The sequence below is a fragment of the Nostoc piscinale CENA21 genome, from assembly GCF_001298445.1.
In the GTDB taxonomy this organism is placed as follows: Bacteria; Cyanobacteriota; Cyanobacteriia; order Cyanobacteriales; family Nostocaceae; genus Nostoc_B; species Nostoc_B piscinale_A.
Genome location: NZ_CP012036.1, coordinates 1,119,826 through 1,137,566 on the forward strand (window position 1 = coordinate 1,119,826; position 17,741 = coordinate 1,137,566).

Genomic DNA, 17,741 nt, shown 5'->3' on the forward strand with positions numbered 1-17,741 from the left:
AAAAGTAAAAAGGCAAAAGATTCTTTTTACTTTTACCTTTTACCTTTTACTTTAAGAGAGTTTACACGAGTTTAGGCAGTGATTGGTTTTCCTGGTTTAACTTGGGCAGATGTAGGGTTGCGATTATTATCAGTACTACTGCTGATTGCCATCAATGCCTTTTTTTGTGACGGCAGAGTTTTCGATGGTGACAGTGAGGCGATCGCGGATTCATCAGTTAGTCAAGGCTGGTGACATACAAGCGATCGCAGTCGAAACATTACAACGCAGTATTGATCGGCTGCTATCAACAACACAGTTAGGCATTACCCTGTCGAGTTTGGCACTGGGGTGGATTGGTGAAAGTACAATTGTGGTGCTGGTAAAAACATGGCTGAAATCTTGGCCTTTACCAGAAACGACAACTAAGTTTATTTCCCATTCACTATCAATTCCCCTGGCCTTTTTTTTTGGTAGCTTATCTGCAAATTGTCTTAGGAGAATTATGTCCAAAATCACTGGCTTTGCTCTATTCTGAACAATTAGCGCGATTTTTAGGCCCTTCAGTTAAAGCGATCGTTCGTTTTTTCAGTCCCTTCATCTGGATTCTCAACCAATCAACTCGTTGTTTGTTACGCATTTTTGGCATTGAATACACAGGTCAAAGTTGGAGACCACCTGTGACATCGGAAGAATTACAGATGATCATCGCCACAGAACGAGAATCTACTGGTTTAGAACATTCTGAACGTCAATTACTGAATAATGTCTTTGAATTTGGTGATGTTACCGCCCAAGATGTAATGATTCCTCGCAATGGCATTATTGCTTTACCCAAAGATGCAACCTTCCAGCATTTACTCCAGGAAATGACCACTACTGGTCACTCCCGCTACCCCATCATTGGCGAATCTCTAGATGACATTCGCGGGATTGTTTACTTTCGAGATTTAGCCCAACCCTTGGCAATAGAAAAACTCACTTTAACATCCCATCTCCAACCGTGGATGCGTCCCGCCCGATTTGTGCCAGAAAACACACCTTTGAGTGAACTCTTGCCAATGATGCAGCAAGAAAAGCCAGCTATGGTCATTGTCGTTGATGAGTTTGGCGGGACTGTAGGGCTAGTGACCATTCAAGACGTAATTGGTGAAATTATTGGCAATACAGGAGAACGGGAAAACAACGAAGACTTGTTAATTGAAATTGTGGATCAAGACACATTTTTAGTACAAGCACAAATTAACCTCGAAGACCTCAACGAAGTCTTAAATCTCAGTTTGCCTCTAGCTAGGGAATATCAAACTTTAGGCGGTTTTTTACTTTATCAATTACAGAAAATGCCAACTAAAGGTGAAATATTTTTATACGAAAATCTTCAGTTCACCATAGTCTCAATTGTCGGCCCAAGACTGCATCAAATTCAGGTGCAACGCTTATCTTAGAGGCAAGGGAAGGGGGGACAAGGTGAGATAAGGGAGGATAAGGAGGACAAGGGAGACAAGGAAGCAAGATTTATACCTTATCTCTCAACCTTGTCTACCCCCTCTCCTACTCCTTACTCCCCACTCCCGCCGCATAAGCCAGTGGATCTTGTAATCCCAGTTCTTCAAAAGCGGCTAGTCGCAAGCGGCAAGAATCACAGACTCCACAGGCAATATCAGCACCGCTATAGCAAGACCAAGTTAAATGCCAAGGAACGCCTAATTTGTTACCAAGTTGGATGATTTCGGTTTTTTTGAGATGAATCAAGGGGGCGGCGATCGCAGTTGCATTACCTTCTCGTCCTTGTTTGGTTCCCAAGCGAAAAACTTCTTGCATTGCCTGGATGTAGTCAGGACGACAATCAGGATAGCCGGAATAATCCAAAGCATTCACACCAATGTACACACGTTCAGCTGCGATCGCTTCTGCATAACCCAAGGCAAAACTTAAAAATATCGTATTCCGTGCAGGTACGTAGGTTGCAGGAATATTTTGTGACATCTCCTCCAAAGAACGTGCTTGGGGAACATCAATTTTTTCATCTGTCAGTGCTGAACCACCCCATTTGCGTAAGTCAAAATTCACCACCTGATGTTCTTCTACACCAGCAGTTTGCGCCACCAACATCGCTGAGTTTAACTCTCGGCGATGTCGCTGCTGATAATCAAAAGAAATTGCGTAGCACTCACAACCATCTGCTTTGGCTTGATAAAGTACAGTAGAAGAGTCTAATCCCCCAGACAACAAAATTACGGCTTTCATCTTGGCTGCTAATTTTTAGATTTCTCATTGCCAAAACATCATAATTAAAAAAACTGTCAGCCAGCCTGACAACTCAATTTTTTCTCCATATTGTACCAGTTTATAAACTGGACTATTCTTTAAGTGTGATGGTAGCTATTTTTGTAATTTTACTGACAGGAAAATTATTTATTTACAACCTTTTAAGATGGTGAATTTCCTGGTATCCAATACTCTGACTAAGATTGAGAAACTTTCACTAAAAAATTGATTTTGTGTTTAAAGTTAATAAAAAAAACACATTAGCTATTGTGTTAAGAGCAAAAACCTGATTGATTTAGAACTGAACAGAAAAAAAGACAGCCAGATTGCGGGAACTATCGCAAACTTTGAAATTCTTCATAAACAGAGCCTCTATGTTACCATCTGGATGGTTTTAGACGGATCATAACTGGCTGTTCAGTATAATTGCCAACGGCCGCAGCGTCTCTAAATTTGGTGGTTGAGGAGAGAACAATAGTGCAAAATAGCATGTCAGTGGCAGAATCAAATTCATACACACAGCGCAATCAGCCACGACCGATTCGCGTAGGTGTAATCGGGGTGGGTAACATGGGACAACATCATACCCGCGTCTTGAGTTCAATGAAAGATGTTGAACTAGTAGGTGTGGCAGATATCAATGTTGAACGAGGCTTAGAAACCGCCAGCAAATACAAGGTGCGTTTTTTTGAAGATTATTGTGACTTGCTACCCCATGTGGAAGCAGTGTGCATCGCCGTACCGACTCGCCTGCATTATGCCGTGGGGATTAATTGCCTATTAGCTGGAATTCACGTTTTAATTGAAAAGCCGATCGCTGCTAGTATTTCGGAAGCAGAATCTTTAGTCAATGCAGCCGCAGAATCAGGGTGCATTTTACAAGTAGGTCATATTGAGCGGTTCAATCCTGCATTTCAAGAACTCAGCAAAGTCCTGAAAACCGAAGAATTGCTGGCGCTGGAAGCTCACCGGATGAGTCCTTACTCACATCGGGCCAATGATGTTTCCGTAGTACTGGATTTAATGATCCACGACATTGACTTAATGCTAGAATTAGCCGCCTCTCCAGTTGTGAAACTGACAGCCAGCGGTTCTCGTGCTTTAGATTCTGGTTATTTAGATTACGTGACAGCCACCTTGGGATTTGCCAATGGTATTGTCGCTACGCTTACAGCCAGTAAAGTCACTCACAAAAAAAATTCGGCGCATTGTTGCTCATTGTAAAAACTCCTTCACGGAAGCAGATTTTCTCAAGAACGAAATTCTGATTCATCGCCAAACAACCACCAATTTAACTGACAATCGTCAGTTACTTTACAGACAAGATGGTTTGATCGAAAAAGTCTCTACCACCAATATTCAACCTTTAAGTGCAGAACTAGAACATTTTGTCAACTGCGTTCACGGTGGTAATCAACCTTCCGTTGGTGGTGAGCAGGCTTTAAAAGCCCTGAGACTAGCTAGTTTAATTGAGCAAATGGCTCTAGAAGATAGAGTATTCAATCCATTAGACTGGCAATCGGAATCGAGAGTTCAATCCTTAACTTCCACAATTTAACAGTTCTACTCAATTGAATACATAAAATACTTAGGGGCGTAATCTTTGCGCCCCTAAAAATTTGGCTGATCATCGCCCCAGAGATGACGGATTATCAGTAAAGTTTTAAGAAGATTAAGGCTAGATTAGGCAAACAAACTTGTGCCGCAGTTTTAGGAATATACTCAATGCTCGAATGGATTACTAATACGATCAATTCCTTGGGATACGTAGGAATTGCACTGTTAATGTTCGTAGAGAACCTGTTTCCCCCGATTCCTTCAGAATTGATCATGCCACTGGCAGGATTTACCGCTAGGGCAACTCCAGACCGATTGAATATTTTTGGAGTCTTTTTTGCTGGACTTGTAGGTTCTGTAGCTGGCGCACTTGTGTGGTACTATCCTGGTAAGTTTTTTGGCGAACAACGCCTAAAAAGGTGGGCGGATCAGTACGGTAAATGGTTAACCATATCCAGCAAAGATATTACCAAAGCAAAGCACTGGTTTGATTCTCAAGGTAGCAAAACAGTGTTAATTGGTCGTCTTGTACCGGGAATCCGTACTTTGATTTCTGTACCCGCAGGCATGAGCGATATGCCTCTGTTACCATTTTTATTTTATACAACCTTGGGTAGTGCTGCCTGGGTAGGTTTGTTAACATACTCAGGGTATGTTTTGGGTAGTCAGTATGAACTTGTGGACAAGTACCTTGCCCCAGTATCAAAAATTGTGCTTGGGACTTTGGTTTTGGCATTTGTGGTCTGGATACTCAAGCGTAGGCGGAAACGGGCTAGACACTAAAATACACCACCCTGATTTAAAGTTTATTTAAAGTTGGGGGTTACATCTGGTAAAAATTCGCCTACACTATGCCAAATAATGCTGAATTTGCGATCGCCTAAATCAGCATTAGGCGTATTTTTAGCTACACTTGACGAAACCTAGAATTTTTGGTATCTCGCATGTTTGTATGTAAGATGAGCAAGTTAAATTTTGACAGTTAAGAAAGGACTAGGAGCTTTCATGACAGACCAACCTTCCGCCGCTACCCCAATGAATGCCGCTGCTATCCCTCTCAACCGGGTTTCAGCCGCTACCCCAATTAATACTGCTACCCCTGTTAAAACAAATGGCAGTTCTGGTAAGGCTATTCTCAGTGTGGACTTAGGCAGAACATCAACCAAGACTTGTGTCAGCCGCGAACCCGGTAATGTGGTTTTCATCCCCGCCAATGTCAAACAAATGTCAATGGAAGAAGTCCGGGGAGGCATTTTTGAAGCCCGTGCGACAGATCCTTTAATGGATTTGTGGCTGGAGTATCAAGGCAGTGGCTATGCAGTCGGTCAACTAGCCGCCGATTTTGGCGCAAACCTCGGAGTTGGCAAATCTAAGGTAGAAGACGCACTGGCTAAAGTTTTGGCTTGTGCTGGCTACTTCAAGTTAAAAGACGAAATTTCCATCGTGCTGGGTCTACCCTTTCTCTCTCTAGAGCAGTTTGAAAAAGAAAAAGCCCAGATCATCAGTCAGCTGACTGGCCCTCACGTTATGAATTTTAGAGGCGAAAGTGTCTCTCTGAATATCAATAAAGTTTGGGTAATGCCTGAAGGTTACGGCAGTCTTCTCTGGTGTGAAGCTCAACCCAAAAAAGGTGCCGCCAGCCCCGACTTTACCAAAGTATCAGCGGCTATTGTCGATATTGGACATCAAACCATCGATTTGTTGATGGTAGATAACTTCCGCTTCGCTCGCGGTGCTTCTAAGAGTGAAGATTTTGGGATGAGCAAATTCTACGAAATGGTAGCGAAAGAAATTGAAGGTGCAGACAGCCAATCTCTAGCTCTCATTTCTGCGGTGAACAAACCCAGAGGAGAACGATTCTATCGTCCTAAAGGCTCTAGTAAGCCTGCTAACCTGGATGATTTTCTTCCCAACTTGATTGAGATGTTTTCTCGTGACATTTGCAGCCGTGTCCTCGCTTGGCTACCTGAGCGTGTGACTGATGTGATTATCACAGGCGGCGGCGGCGAATTTTTCTGGGAAGATGTGCAACGTCTGTTAAAAGATGCTCAAATCAACGCCCATCTGGCTGCACCATCTCGTCAAGCTAACGCCTTGGGGCAGTATATTTATGGAGAGGCGCAATTATCCGCCGTTCGCGCTGCTAGGTCTTAAAGCCAATGTTCCAATGGTCAAAAAAAGTAGTTAAATCGGTGACGTTCAACCCAGAAGTTGCAGACGAAAGCTTGTTGTCGCTGGTGGAAAGCCATTTAGAGCCTCAACCAGACAAGACTTTTAGCGACCTCTGTAAAGAAGCCCTATGGCAATTTTTATGTGTCCCGGAATCTGTTAAACCTGGTTCCAAACCAATAGCCGCAGAGTCGGTTGAACAGAAAATCGATGAACTGCAACGCCAAGTGGCTGACCTAGAGGAACGTTTTTTCGCTAAAGAATCGAATCGTTTGGAGGCGATGGAACGCCATATTGTGCAACTCACGCAACAAATGGCGCATCTAGCAATTTTGGTGACAGAGCGACCGCAGATTATTCACCATCAGCCTCCAACTTCACCAGCGCCAGCGCCTGTAGTGTCAACAGTCCCCGCAAAGGAAATGGTTAACACTACCTACGCTGCTACACCTCCTGAAGATGTTGACCCTGTGATTAGTCGTCTCAGTCAATTTCTGGATGATTTTTAAGAGACGGTTTGAATTGTGAGTATTTTTATTTTTGAGAAATCCTTAGTAGTGCAGACTATTAAGGATTATTAATTTTTCTCATGATTATAGCGGTTCTTACTTGCTTGTAATACAGTCGGAACTCCAACCTGCATTTGCTTACGTAAACGCTTCCCTTGCGGCTCACCCGTGTAGGTTTTTTTGCGTGAGTATGAGTCCATACTTGAAAATCAGCTTTTTGAACCCACTCAAAACTTCAAGATTTGATTGTCAGATAGTGGAACTATTAATTTTTTTTATTTTTGTATTTGCCGATTATGCTTACCTATCTTCATGAGTCGGCAAATTGACTGAATTTTAGTATATTAAATAACTTTGTTTTTGTCTTGTCACTCCGTCAGGCGAGAACTGCCATAGTCATAAATTTGATAAGTCGCCAACAAAAAACCCCGCCTTTAGGCAGGGTGAACTATTTGAAAGCTATCTCAAGATTTACAACTTTTTAGAATGTGAAGGTTGTTCTGAGAGTACCGATGAATGCGTCATCATTGTTGTCATTCTGACCAGGAGAAGACAACCAGATTACACCAGGTGTGATGGAAATGTTGTCAGAGACTCGATATTTGTAGAAGCCTTCAACTTGGTAAGGGAGATTATTGCTACCAGCTTGGATACCACGAGCATAAGGTTGAACGCCACCAAAAATACCCAGAACGTTACCTTTCTTACCAAAATCAGGTAGTGCAATACCACCACCATAGCTCCAAACTTCAGCGTTGTCGTTAGCACCAAAGCCAGTGAGGTCGCTGTAAGAAATGAAGCCGCTAATAGATAGCTTATCGCTGGGTCTGAAAGCTGCTGATAGACCGAAGGAATTACTGGAATAAGCACTTTGCTCTGAGGTAAGTCTGTTGAAACCACCAGCAAAGTTACCCAAGTTACTACCTACTACACCTGTGGCGATGTTATCTTGTTCACCATTATCAAATAAAGCACTACCGGCTCCATGATAACCGTGAACGTAGGTAGCAGCGACTGCTATGCGATCGCCAAGACCAAAGTTCAATTGTCCTAAAGCTGCATAGTTACCATTGAACAAACCTTCGCCAGAAGTTGGACTATCAGCTTCCGATGCTAAGTAACCGACAGTGATAGAACTGGGCTTGATAATGCTGCCACCTTGGCCAAAAGGTATGTTAAATGCGATACCTGCACCACCACCGATGCGGTAAATTGGGTTTTCGGAGGAGAAGGTGGATAATGCACCATTACCACCATCAGTTTTGTCAAAGAAGTAGGGGTTGTTAACAGCAGCGTAGTGACTGTGTTTACCACCAGCAGCAGCTAAGTAAACTTGCACTGGGCCCAGGGGCGCTTCGTAGGTCAATCTGTCTACTACAACGCTGTTACCACCATTGCCACCAACGTTATAAGTTTGCAATGGCTCTGCGCTATTAATAGCAGCATTATTGTTATCAGCTAAAGTAAAAGCTGTTGCATTACTAGCTGTCAAACGAGTTGTCAATACGTCTCTACCAGTGAAGCTGGTTTGCAAGGCTAGACGTACTCTGTCTTGGAATACAGTATTGTTTTGTTCACCACTGTTTCCACCAAATACATCGCTAACAGCAAAAATTGCTTCACCAACGAGTTTGGTAGTGGTAGAAAATTGATTAGCTTCTAATTCAGCAGTGCGTGCTTCTAAAGCATCTACACGACCACGCAAGGTTGCTAATTCAGCGGAAAATTCTTCTTGTAACCGCTGTAAAGTTGCTAAGTCTTGTTTGGTTACTAAATCTGCTGTGGCTGTAGCGATTAATTCGTTAACGCGGTCTAAACAAGCGTTTAAACCAGCCGCAAATTCATAACGGGTAAGAGCGCGATTACCACGATAAGTACCGTTAGGATAACCAGCAATACAACCGTAACGCTCTACCAAAGACTGTAATGCTTGGAATGCCCAGTCAGTGGGTTGTACGTCAGAGAATTGAGATACTGAAGTTACTTGAGACAACGAATTGTTGGTTTTGCCTTCGTTGCTGTAACGGTTAACTTGGTCTAGAACTTTGCTGTCGTTGTTAGTAGGAGCTGCTTGAGCCACAATCTCTGGCTGGGCAACTTCTACTGCCACTGGTTGTTCAGTTGTTGAAACTTCTGTGCTGGCATTAGGAGCTGCAATCGCTGTTGCTGAAACGAGTAGGGTTGCTCCTAAAACTGCGGGGCTAACCACGAGTGATTTCCACAAGAGATTAGACATTTTTACTTTTCTCCTCACACCTTGTATAGAGAATTGTTTCGTTGCACTACTTCTCAAAAATACGATATTTTTGGGAATTTCGTGAATGAGGCACAGTGCTACTAATACAATTTTAGTTTTTGAAAAGCTAACATCTGATTAACTTAGTGTTAAAAATTGATGTAATTAACTTATACAAAAACATACCTTTATAGCTTATTATTATAGAGCATTTGCAGCAGATGACAAGCTATGTGCGATCGCCTGCTAAACTGTCACAATCAAACCTGTGTCTTTCTTACATAAGAGTAAGGTTTAGGGTATTTCAATTTTCTCTGTACACCTAATTACACAATTTCCCTCTCCCTGATGTAGCCTAGCAAAGGATTTTAAGTGATTTGAGAAATTACCTCTGCTAAGTCAAAGTCTTTTTGGGTTAATCCACCTGCATCATGTGTAGTGAGTGTCACTTTGACTTTGTTATAGGAAATTTCTATATCTGGATGATGCCCAGCTGATTCTGCTGGTTCGACTAATTTATTCACAAATTCAATTGCTGTCACAAAATCTTTAAATGTACGTCTTACCTGTAACCGATTACCTTCAACAGTCCAACCTGGCAAACCATTGGCAAGTTCTCGAATTTCTGCTTCAGTCAGTAGTTGTGACATACCAAAAAATCCCAGTTGATATTTTTGTCAGCACACTTTGAAATACTTTATTTGACCAGCCAGTTTTTATTCCGACAAGCTGTAATCAAAAGTACCTATAAAAAACTATCCGCTCTGATTTTAGGTTAGTTAACCTAATGTCAGAGCGGTCTAGCGGGTCTTCAGGTTGCAACCAGACTGCCGGGAGGAACTCCCAGGCTTACCTAGTCAATTGAGCTAACTTAGTTTCTCAATATAACTAAGGTTAACTTTAGAGAACAGCCCCGGCGCACAGCCGGCTAACTGCAACCTGATGACCCATGCGTTTACTACTTTCTATCATGGGCATCACCTCCTTGTTGCCTAAGCGGACTTAGTTTCAAAAAGGCAGAGTAATTACTCTGGGCTTTTACCTTGAATCAATATAACACATTAATTTTAGAAAGATAGCGGTGTTTTGAAGAAGAAAGAATTTATATAAAAAATCCCCCGCCCAAGAGCGGAGGATAAATGAAAAATCAGATAGTGATGAATTTCTTCAAATCTTACAGAGCATTACCGCGAGGTAACACCTCTTCAGGGAATATAAATTGTTCGTGGGGCTGGTCTTGAGGAGCCATCCAAGCGCGGATACCCTCGTTCAGACAAAATGTTTTTGGTATAGAAAGTTTCAAATTCTGGGTCTTCAGCTGCCCGCAATTCTTGGGACACGAAGTCATACGCCCGCAAGTTGAGTGCGAGACCAACAATGCCCACTGCACTCATCCACAAACCTGTGACTGGTACAAACAACATGAAGAAGTGCAACCAGCGTTTGTTGGAGAAAGCAATCCCGAAAATCTGTGACCAGAAACGGTTTGCTGTCACCATTGAGTAGGTTTCTTCCGATTGGGTGGGGTTGAAGGCGCGGAAGGTGTTGGCTGCTTCACCGTCTTCAAACAGGGTGTTTTCTACGGTGGCTCCGTGAATAGCACACAATAATGCTCCACCCAGTACACCTGCGACTCCCATCATGTGGAAGGGGTTGAGTGTCCAGTTATGGAACCCTTGCAAGAATAACAAGAAGCGGAAAATTGCGGCGACACCAAAGCTGGGGGCGAAGAACCAAGAAGACTGTCCCAAGGGGTACATCAAGAAGACGCTGACGAATACCGCGATGGGGGCGGAGAATGCTAATGCGTTGTAGGGACGGATGCCTACTAAGCGTGCAATTTCAAATTGACGTAGCATGAAGCCGATTAAGCCGAAGGCTCCGTGTAGGGCTACGAATGGCCACAGCCCACCCAGTTGACACCAACGGGTGAAGTCACCTTGGGCTTCTGGCCCCCACAACAACAGCAGGGAGTGTCCCCATGCTGTCGGCTGGGGTGGATACTGCTACTGTCAGGAAGTTACAGCCTTCGAGGTAGGATGATGCTAATCCGTGGGTGTACCAGGATGTGACGAAGGTTGTGCCGGTTAACCAACCGCCCAGTGCGAGGAAGGCGCAGGGGAATAGTAATATTCCTGACCAACCTACGAATACGAAGCGATCGCGCTTTAACCAGTCGTCTAGTACGTCAAACCACCCTCTTCTACTTGGGGCGCGTCCAACTGCGATGGTCATCGGACTAAAATCCTCTTTTTACTAAAAATTTCAACGCTTTTGAGGAATAAACGTTTTTTTTGACAATTCCAGCAGCCTGAAAGCGGCTGATTTTCTGAGAGCTTGCCTTCTAAGTAAGTTGACATTTCTCAGGGTTATGCCATTACACGTACCATTGGCTAGTAACCTAGCTTGTGGTAACTTAATGATCCTTAACTTATCACATTAGTTCGGTTTTTTGCCTGAAGTACCCAGGGAAATCTGGTATTGATCACAAACCTATTAAATAATATGAATATCAGAAATTTTACAATCTGACACAACTTTTCTCAGAAATATCACAATTGTTTGAAGAGAGTGGGGAGAAGAGGACAAGGGGCAGGGAGTAGGGAGCAAGGGTGAGAAGATTTCCCCAATTCCCCCTGCACCCTTCACCCCTGCTAGGGATTGGTGAATTAGTAGGGAATGGAAGAGACAAGGAAGCGGTGGAAATGAGAGAGAATAACTAATGGCAAGGGAAAAATCACCCTTGACCCTTGACCCTTGACCATTCACAAAGTAGTTCCATGACCGTATCAACAACAATTAACCAAGGCGATTCTAATGGCGATCGCGCTTCTTCCGGCGTGTTACATCAAAAAGTTCTCGGTTCTCGTCGGTTGAGTAACTACTGGTGGGCAACTGTTGTAACTTTAGGAGCCACAGGCTTTTTGTTAGCTGGTATATCAAGTTATTTGAAAGTCAATTTGCTATTAGTCACCGATCCGACTCAATTAGTGTTCGTACCCCAAGGTTTAGTTATGGGTTTGTATGGCGCTGCTGGTGTACTGTTAGCTTTGTACCTGTGGCTGATGATTTTATTGGATGTGGGCGGTGGTTACAACGAGTTTAACCACGAAACTGACACTGTTAAAATCTTTCGCTGGGGGTTCCCTGGCAAAAACCGCCGCATTGAAATTTCTGCTCGCATTCGTGATGTCCAATCTGTACGATTAGACATTAAAGAAGGTTTAAATCCCAAGCGTGCAGTTTACTTAAGAATTAAGGGACGGCGCGATGTTCCTTTAACGAGAGTCGGTCAACCCCTGTCTTTGACAGAAATAGAAACCAAAGGCGCAGAATTAGCCCGCTTTTTGCAAGTCCCGTTGGAAGGACTTTAATGAAGTTAAAAGTAGAAAGGCAAAAGTTAATGGAGGCAGGAGTTGAAAGGCAGGAGGCAGGAGGCCGATTAGAGGAGGATTTAAACCCACCTCTAATCGTAGACCGCCAAATCACTCCTCTGATGGCGGGGGACTTAAACCCAAATAGGCGAGTCAAAAAGGCTTTATGCTTAATTCAAAATTTTCCCTTCTGCCTCGCCCGCAGGGCAGTTAAAAGAAAATAATCTTTTGACTTTTTACTTTTACTTTTTAACTTTATTCACTTGAGAGGCTAAGATACTCTGGTTGAGTCAGTACCTGAAAATGCGGTTAAAAGTTACAAAATTTTTAGTTACGTTTTTGATGGTCGCTGCTTTAATGTTGGGAGGATGTTCTACACAGCAAGTTAGCTCTAGCACCTCTTCTCCAGCAGGAACAGCTACCGAAACTAGTAATACAACAACTACTGAAGCAACGCCTGTACCTGAAACAACAAGTGAGAGTATCCCCGGAATGAGTAATTTACCAAGACTTGAAGGTAAAGCTACTGTAGTGATGACGGTGAAAGGTTCACCCATTACTATCGAAGTAGATGGTACAAATGCGCCGATTACAGCAGGTAACTTTGTCGATTTAGTCCAAAAAGGTGTTTATGATGGTTTGGCATTCCATCGAGTAGTGCGCGAACCACAACCGTTCGTTGTTCAAGGCGGCGATCCTCAAGGCAAAGACCCGAAATTTCCAGCAGGTAGACTGGGGACAGGCGGTTATATTGACCCCAAAACTGGCAGTGAACGCTATATACCTTTAGAAATTAAACCCAAAGGTGCAGATCAACCAATCTACAGTAAAACCTTTGAAATGGCGGGTGTGACTACATCACCAGAATTAACCCATAAACAAGGTGCGATCGCAATGGCACGCTCCCAAATGCCAGATTCAGCTTCTTCACAGTTTTATTTTGCCTTGGCTGATTTGGGCTTCTTGGATGGTAACTATGCCGTATTTGGCTATGTCACCCAAGGCTTTGATGTCGTCAACAAAATTCAACAAGGCGATCGCATTGATTCCGCGAAAGTTACCCAAGGTGCAGAAAACCTGAAAGTTCCTCAATGAAGAGTGCTGAGTAAAAAAAGAGTACTCAGCACTCAGTAAGATAAATAACTTGCAATACTTCTCCCCGACTTCTCAAAAAAGTCGGGGATCTTATCACTCTTGAATTTCAGAATTTATCTTGGCATTTCAGCAAATTGAATAGTATATAATGATAGATTGTGTCGAATCGTCAAATTAAAGCCAGCAAATGCCTAAACTAAAAACCCGTAAAGCAGCAGCAAAACGATTCCGTGCTACTGGTAGCGGTAAAATCGTCCGCCGCAAAGCTTTCAAAAACCACTTGTTAGAACACAAAACCACTAACAAAAAACGTAAATTTTCCAAAATGGCTATCGTCAACGAGCGCGACGAAGAAAACGTGCGCTTGATGCTTCCTTATTTGTAATGTCAATTTTTTAGGAATTAGAACATGACACGGGTAAAACGCGGTAACGTAGCTCGTAAACGCCGCAATAAAATTCTCAAATTAGCTAAAGGTTTTCGCGGTTCACACTCAACTCTGTTTAGAACTGCTAACCAGCAAGTAATGAAGGCACTACGCAGTGCCTACCGCGATCGCAAAAAACGCAAGCGTGATTTCCGCCGTCTGTGGATCACCCGGATTAATGCGGCTGCTAGACAGCATGGTTTAAGCTACAGTCAGTTGATTGGCAACTTGAAGAAAGCTGATATCCAACTCAACCGCAAGATGTTGGCACAGTTAGCAGTCTTAGATCCCACCAGCTTCGGCAAAATTGCTGAATTGGCCAGCCAAACGAAATAAAGGTGGTAACAGATGAATAACCTTTGAAGGATGAAGTATGAAGTATGAAGGTTGAAACTTACCCCCAAAATCAATCAAGGGGTTTGCACAAAGTTGGCTCGTTGCTGAGAAAATTAATCAAGCAACAAGTCTGTTTTTCATCCTTTATCCTTTATCCTTTATCCTTGAATCGGTTATATCTGGGGTTATTTACCGGAATTTTGGTGATTTTCTGTTGTTTATTGTTAGTCACAGGATTACCTGCATCTGCCGCAGAAATGCCAGAAATTCAGCGGCGGGGCTATTTTAAAATAGCTGTTAAAGATAATTTGCCTCCCTTGGGATTTAGGGACGCTAACGGCAATCTTCAAGGCTTAGAAATTGATTTAGCGCAACGTTTAGCCGCAGATTTGCTAGGAAAAGCCGAGGCGGTGAAATTGCAGCCTGTAGCAAATCGCAATCGCTTATCTGTAGTCTTAAAGCATCAAGTTGATTTCGCTATTGCCAGAGTTACGGCTACTGAGTCACGTTCACGGTTAGTCAGTTTCAGTGTGCCTTATTACTTGGATGGCACGTACTTGATTACTAAAGATACTTCTGTAAAGGAAATTCAGGATTTAGCTAACCGTAAAATAGCTGTCCTCAACAACTCCGATGCAATCGCTCAAGTACGTTATTATCTCCCCAAGGCTGAGTTAGTGGGAGTGCAATCTTACCAAGAAGGGCAAGAAAAGTTAGAAAACAATACAGCTACAGCCTTCGCCGCCGATGCAAGTGTTCTGAGTGGTTGGATAAAACAATCTCCCCAATATCGCCTGCTACCAACCAAACTATCGACAGCACCTTTATCTGTGGTGATGCCCAAGGGTGTACAATATGACGAACTACGACGAAATGTGAATGAAGCGATCGCTCGTTATACAGTCCAAGGTTGGTTAAAGCAACGCGCCCAATATTGGGGATTACCATAAAAGAGATATTGTACTTTTGCCTTTTAACTTTTAGCTTCTCTAAGATTGATAATAGATAGAGAAAGTAGTTTTAATATTTGTCTTAGCAGGCGATGGATAATAATCTAGCTGTTGTTTACCTCTCGATTGTGGTGGCAATTCTGACATTCGCGGTTGTGAGTGTTTTTCGGCAAATTCTCAAAACTCGCAGGTTGGAAAGTGCATTTTCCAAACTGCGAAAAAAATTGGAGAAAGAAAAAGGTACAACTCAGGAATATTACGAGTTAGCCTGTATCTATTCTGAGAAAAAATTGTACATTCAGGCGATCGCGCTATTTCAAAAAGCTCTCAAAGCAGCTGAAGAAGAAGGCGAAGAAGCAGTTGCTCCTATTTACAATGGGCTGGGTTACGCTTACTTTGCTCAAGAACAATATGACTTAGCAATTCGCCAATACAAAGAAGCTTTGAAAATTAAACCCGATTATGTGGTGGCATTAAATAACATCGGTCACGCCTATGAGCGCAAAAAATTAAATACTCAGGCGTTACAAAGTTACGAAGAAGCTCTCAAATTAGCTCCTAATAATGCTACTGCTAAACGTCGTGCTGAATCTTTACGCCGTTTGGTTTCTGCTTAATTACTAAGTGTGTAATTCTGATATCATAATCCCCGATCTCTTAAAGAAGTCGGGGATTTATTTTAGAACAACTAATATTATTGAACGTAAATTTATCGGTTTTTTAGCTTTTACTGAGAATAAAATAATTATCCATTCTTGGTTGAAGCCTTAAAAATGATTAAAAGACTACGGTTTTCTTTGTTAGCCGTTACTATAATTATCTGTCTTGCTATATTTTTTGGAGGGATAGACAAAATATCTGCTCAAACGCCAATTTCCCATCCATTAACGCCGTTAACAGAAATAGAAATTACCACAGCCGTGGAGGTGGTTAAAAAAGCAAAATCGTTAAGCGATATGGCTATTTTTTCGATTGTGGTTTTAAAAGAACCAGATAAAAAGGAAGTTTTAAATTTCACATCAAATCAAGAATTTCAACGGCAAGCTTTTTTAGTAGTATACGAACGTCTACAAAACAAAACCTACGAAGGTATAGTTAACTTAAAACAGCAGTCCCTCAATTCTTGGCAAGAAATAGCTAATGCTCAACCAGCTTTAAGTTATACAGAATGTGCCTTAACATCTCAAATTGTTAAAGCTGATGAACGATGGCAAAAAGCCATGCAAAGAAGGGGAATTAAAGATTTTGATGATGTTAAAGTGAGTTGTTGGGCTACTGGAATCTTAAGTAAACAGGAAGAATTAACAGGCGATCGCTTGGCGCGTGGATTATCTTATTATCGAGGCGATAACTGGAATTATTACGGTAGTCCAATTGAAGGTGTACTAGCAACAGTTAACTTAAATGCAGGAAAAGTTGTTAGTTTGATAGATAAGGGAACAGTCCCATTCTCCAAAGAAAACTGGGACTATGATCTAAAATCTTTAGGTAGATTACTCACACCACCAAAACCGTTAAAAATTTTTCAGCCTCATGGTAAAACCTTTCAAATTAAGGGTAATGAAATTAGTTGGCAAGGTTGGAAGTTTCGCTATTTAATGCACCCGCGTGACGGTTTGGTGTTGTACTTAGTAAACTACCAAGATGGGGAAAATCTTCGACCAGTTTTATATCGTGGCAGTCTATCAGAAATGGTAGTGCCTTATGGTGATCCTGATCCTACTTGGTCATTTCGCAATGCTTTTGATGTTGGTGAATATAACTTTGGTGTGTTAGCTAATGCGCTGGAGTTGGGTAAAGATATCCCCAGCAACGGAGTTTTACTAGATGCGATATTTGCCAACGAACAAGGCGAACCTGTCACAATGCCGCGAGTTGTTGGTATTTATGAGCGTGATAATGGTATTCTCTGGAAACATTATGGATATGATACTCAGCGTAATGATGTCCGCCGCAATCGTGAATTAGTGTTAACTATAACGGCGACAATTGACAATTATGATTACAGCTTGAATTGGATTTTTCACCAAGACGGCACTTTAGAAGTACAAAATGAATTAAGCGGAATTGTTCTAGCGCAAGGGACAAATTTAGAAACAGAATCTTTTGATAATTCTTACGGACGGCTACTAGCTAAAAATATTTTTGGTGTAAACCATCAACACTTTTTTAATTACCGCCTAGATATGGATGTAGACGGACAGGCAAATTCTGTCATGGAGATGAATGTTAACTCTGTACCAATTAGTGATAAAAATCCTATAGGAAATGCGATCGCAGTAGAAAACACGCCATTAACAACAGAAAAAGCTGCCGTCCGTGATGTTGATACCAAACATAGCCGAGAATGGATGATTAGCAGCACAGATAAACAGAATACTCTCGGTGTGGGAACTGCATATATGTTAATGCCAACGGGAAACACCATATTTTTCCCAACCGAAGGTGCAGAAATTCGCAAACGAGCCGAATTTGCTACACATCACTTTTGGGTAACAAAATATAAACCAGATGAACTTTATGCAGGTGGTAATTATCCTAATCAAAGCCAACCCAAAGAAGGTTTACCAAAATATATTGCTGACAATGAATCGTTGACTAATGAAGACATCGTAGTGTGGTACACAATGGGTATGACACACGTACCCCGTCCTGAAGATTGGCCTGTAATGCCTGTTCATCGCGTTGGTTTTAAATTATTTCCACGCGGTTTCTTTACTCGCAATCCTGTGATTAATTTGCCTGAATAAATATCATATTCTCGCAGATACCAGACTTCTTCAAGAAGTCTGGTATCTAGTTCTTAACGAATGATTAATCATTGTCTTAACATCGGCGTTC

General features: G+C 42.2%; 13 protein-coding genes and 3 pseudogenes. 12 read left to right on the top strand and 4 right to left on the bottom strand.

Translation table 11 applies throughout. The annotated features are described in order from the left end of the window. Window positions 1-78 precede the first annotated feature (78 nt). Window positions 79-1,424, top strand: a pseudogene (locus ACX27_RS05000) (hemolysin family protein). A 106-nt stretch (window positions 1,425-1,530) separates the two neighbouring features. On the opposite strand, the gene queC reads toward ACX27_RS05000, so the two are convergent. Beyond that, the gene (gene queC, locus ACX27_RS05005; protein ID WP_062289244.1) at window positions 1,531-2,226 is read right to left on the bottom strand and encodes a 7-cyano-7-deazaguanine synthase QueC; all 696 of its coding nucleotides are present in this window, start codon (window positions 2,224-2,226) and stop codon (window positions 1,531-1,533) included. A 498-nt stretch (window positions 2,227-2,724) separates the two neighbouring features. Between queC and ACX27_RS05010 the strand changes: the two are divergent. From ACX27_RS05010 to fcmC, 4 genes and pseudogenes are all read left to right on the top strand, one after another. After that, window positions 2,725-3,805: pseudogene (locus ACX27_RS05010) on the top strand (Gfo/Idh/MocA family oxidoreductase). A gap of 167 nt (window positions 3,806-3,972) precedes the next feature. After that, window positions 3,973-4,587: a DedA family protein gene (locus ACX27_RS05015; RefSeq protein ID WP_062289247.1), complete on the top strand. Its 615-nt coding sequence runs from the start codon at window positions 3,973-3,975 to the stop codon at window positions 4,585-4,587. Between the two features lie 222 nt (window positions 4,588-4,809). Further along, window positions 4,810-5,958: a filament morphology actin-like protein FcmB gene (gene fcmB, locus ACX27_RS05020; protein WP_062289250.1), complete on the top strand. Its 1,149-nt coding sequence runs from the start codon at window positions 4,810-4,812 to the stop codon at window positions 5,956-5,958. Between the two features lie 5 nt (window positions 5,959-5,963). Next, a complete protein-coding gene (fcmC, locus tag ACX27_RS05025) occupies window positions 5,964-6,482 on the top strand; it encodes a filament morphology membrane protein FcmC (RefSeq protein WP_062289253.1) in 519 nt (172 codons plus the stop codon). A 481-nt stretch (window positions 6,483-6,963) separates the two neighbouring features. On the opposite strand, the gene ACX27_RS05030 is transcribed toward fcmC, so the two are convergent. From ACX27_RS05030 to psbD, 3 genes and pseudogenes are all read right to left on the bottom strand, one after another. Continuing rightward, the gene (locus ACX27_RS05030) at window positions 6,964-8,718 is read right to left on the bottom strand and encodes an iron uptake porin (RefSeq protein ID WP_062289256.1); all 1,755 of its coding nucleotides are present in this window, start codon (window positions 8,716-8,718) and stop codon (window positions 6,964-6,966) included. Window positions 8,719-9,086: 368 nt separating this feature from the next. Next, window positions 9,087-9,368 (bottom strand): 4a-hydroxytetrahydrobiopterin dehydratase, encoded by a 282-nt coding sequence (locus tag ACX27_RS05035; RefSeq protein WP_062289259.1) that lies wholly within the window; start codon window positions 9,366-9,368, stop codon window positions 9,087-9,089. A 524-nt stretch (window positions 9,369-9,892) separates the two neighbouring features. After that, window positions 9,893-10,953 (bottom strand): annotated as a pseudogene (gene psbD / locus ACX27_RS05040) (photosystem II D2 protein (photosystem q(a) protein)). Window positions 10,954-11,498: 545 nt separating this feature from the next. On the opposite strand from psbD, the gene ACX27_RS05045 reads away from it, so the two are divergent. The 7 genes from ACX27_RS05045 to ACX27_RS05080 all read left to right on the top strand — a co-directional run bounded on the left by ACX27_RS05045 (window position 11,499) and on the right by ACX27_RS05080 (window position 17,650). Next, window positions 11,499-12,092, top strand: coding sequence for a photosystem I assembly protein Ycf4 (locus tag ACX27_RS05045; protein WP_062289262.1), 594 nt, complete (start codon window positions 11,499-11,501; stop codon window positions 12,090-12,092). A 303-nt stretch (window positions 12,093-12,395) separates the two neighbouring features. Beyond that, complete coding sequence (locus tag ACX27_RS05055; RefSeq protein WP_062289266.1) at window positions 12,396-13,187, top strand: peptidylprolyl isomerase; 792 nt, start codon at window positions 12,396-12,398, stop codon at window positions 13,185-13,187. A 187-nt stretch (window positions 13,188-13,374) separates the two neighbouring features. Then, on the top strand, window positions 13,375-13,572 hold the full coding sequence (rpmI, locus tag ACX27_RS05060) for a 50S ribosomal protein L35 (RefSeq protein WP_062289269.1): 198 nt from the start codon (window positions 13,375-13,377) through the stop codon (window positions 13,570-13,572). A 24-nt stretch (window positions 13,573-13,596) separates the two neighbouring features. Next, window positions 13,597-13,950 (top strand): 50S ribosomal protein L20, encoded by a 354-nt coding sequence (gene rplT / locus ACX27_RS05065; RefSeq protein ID WP_062289270.1) that lies wholly within the window; start codon window positions 13,597-13,599, stop codon window positions 13,948-13,950. Window positions 13,951-13,994: 44 nt separating this feature from the next. Then, window positions 13,995-14,900 carry a transporter substrate-binding domain-containing protein gene (locus ACX27_RS05070; protein ID WP_200929905.1) on the top strand — a complete coding sequence of 302 codons (906 nt, stop codon included), beginning with the start codon at window positions 13,995-13,997 and terminating at the stop codon, window positions 14,898-14,900. Between the two features lie 92 nt (window positions 14,901-14,992). Continuing rightward, complete coding sequence (locus tag ACX27_RS05075; RefSeq protein ID WP_062289272.1) at window positions 14,993-15,517, top strand: tetratricopeptide repeat protein; 525 nt, start codon at window positions 14,993-14,995, stop codon at window positions 15,515-15,517. Between the two features lie 156 nt (window positions 15,518-15,673). After that, complete coding sequence (locus ACX27_RS05080) at window positions 15,674-17,650, top strand: primary-amine oxidase (protein WP_062298155.1); 1,977 nt, start codon at window positions 15,674-15,676, stop codon at window positions 17,648-17,650. Window positions 17,651-17,741 lie beyond the last annotated feature (91 nt).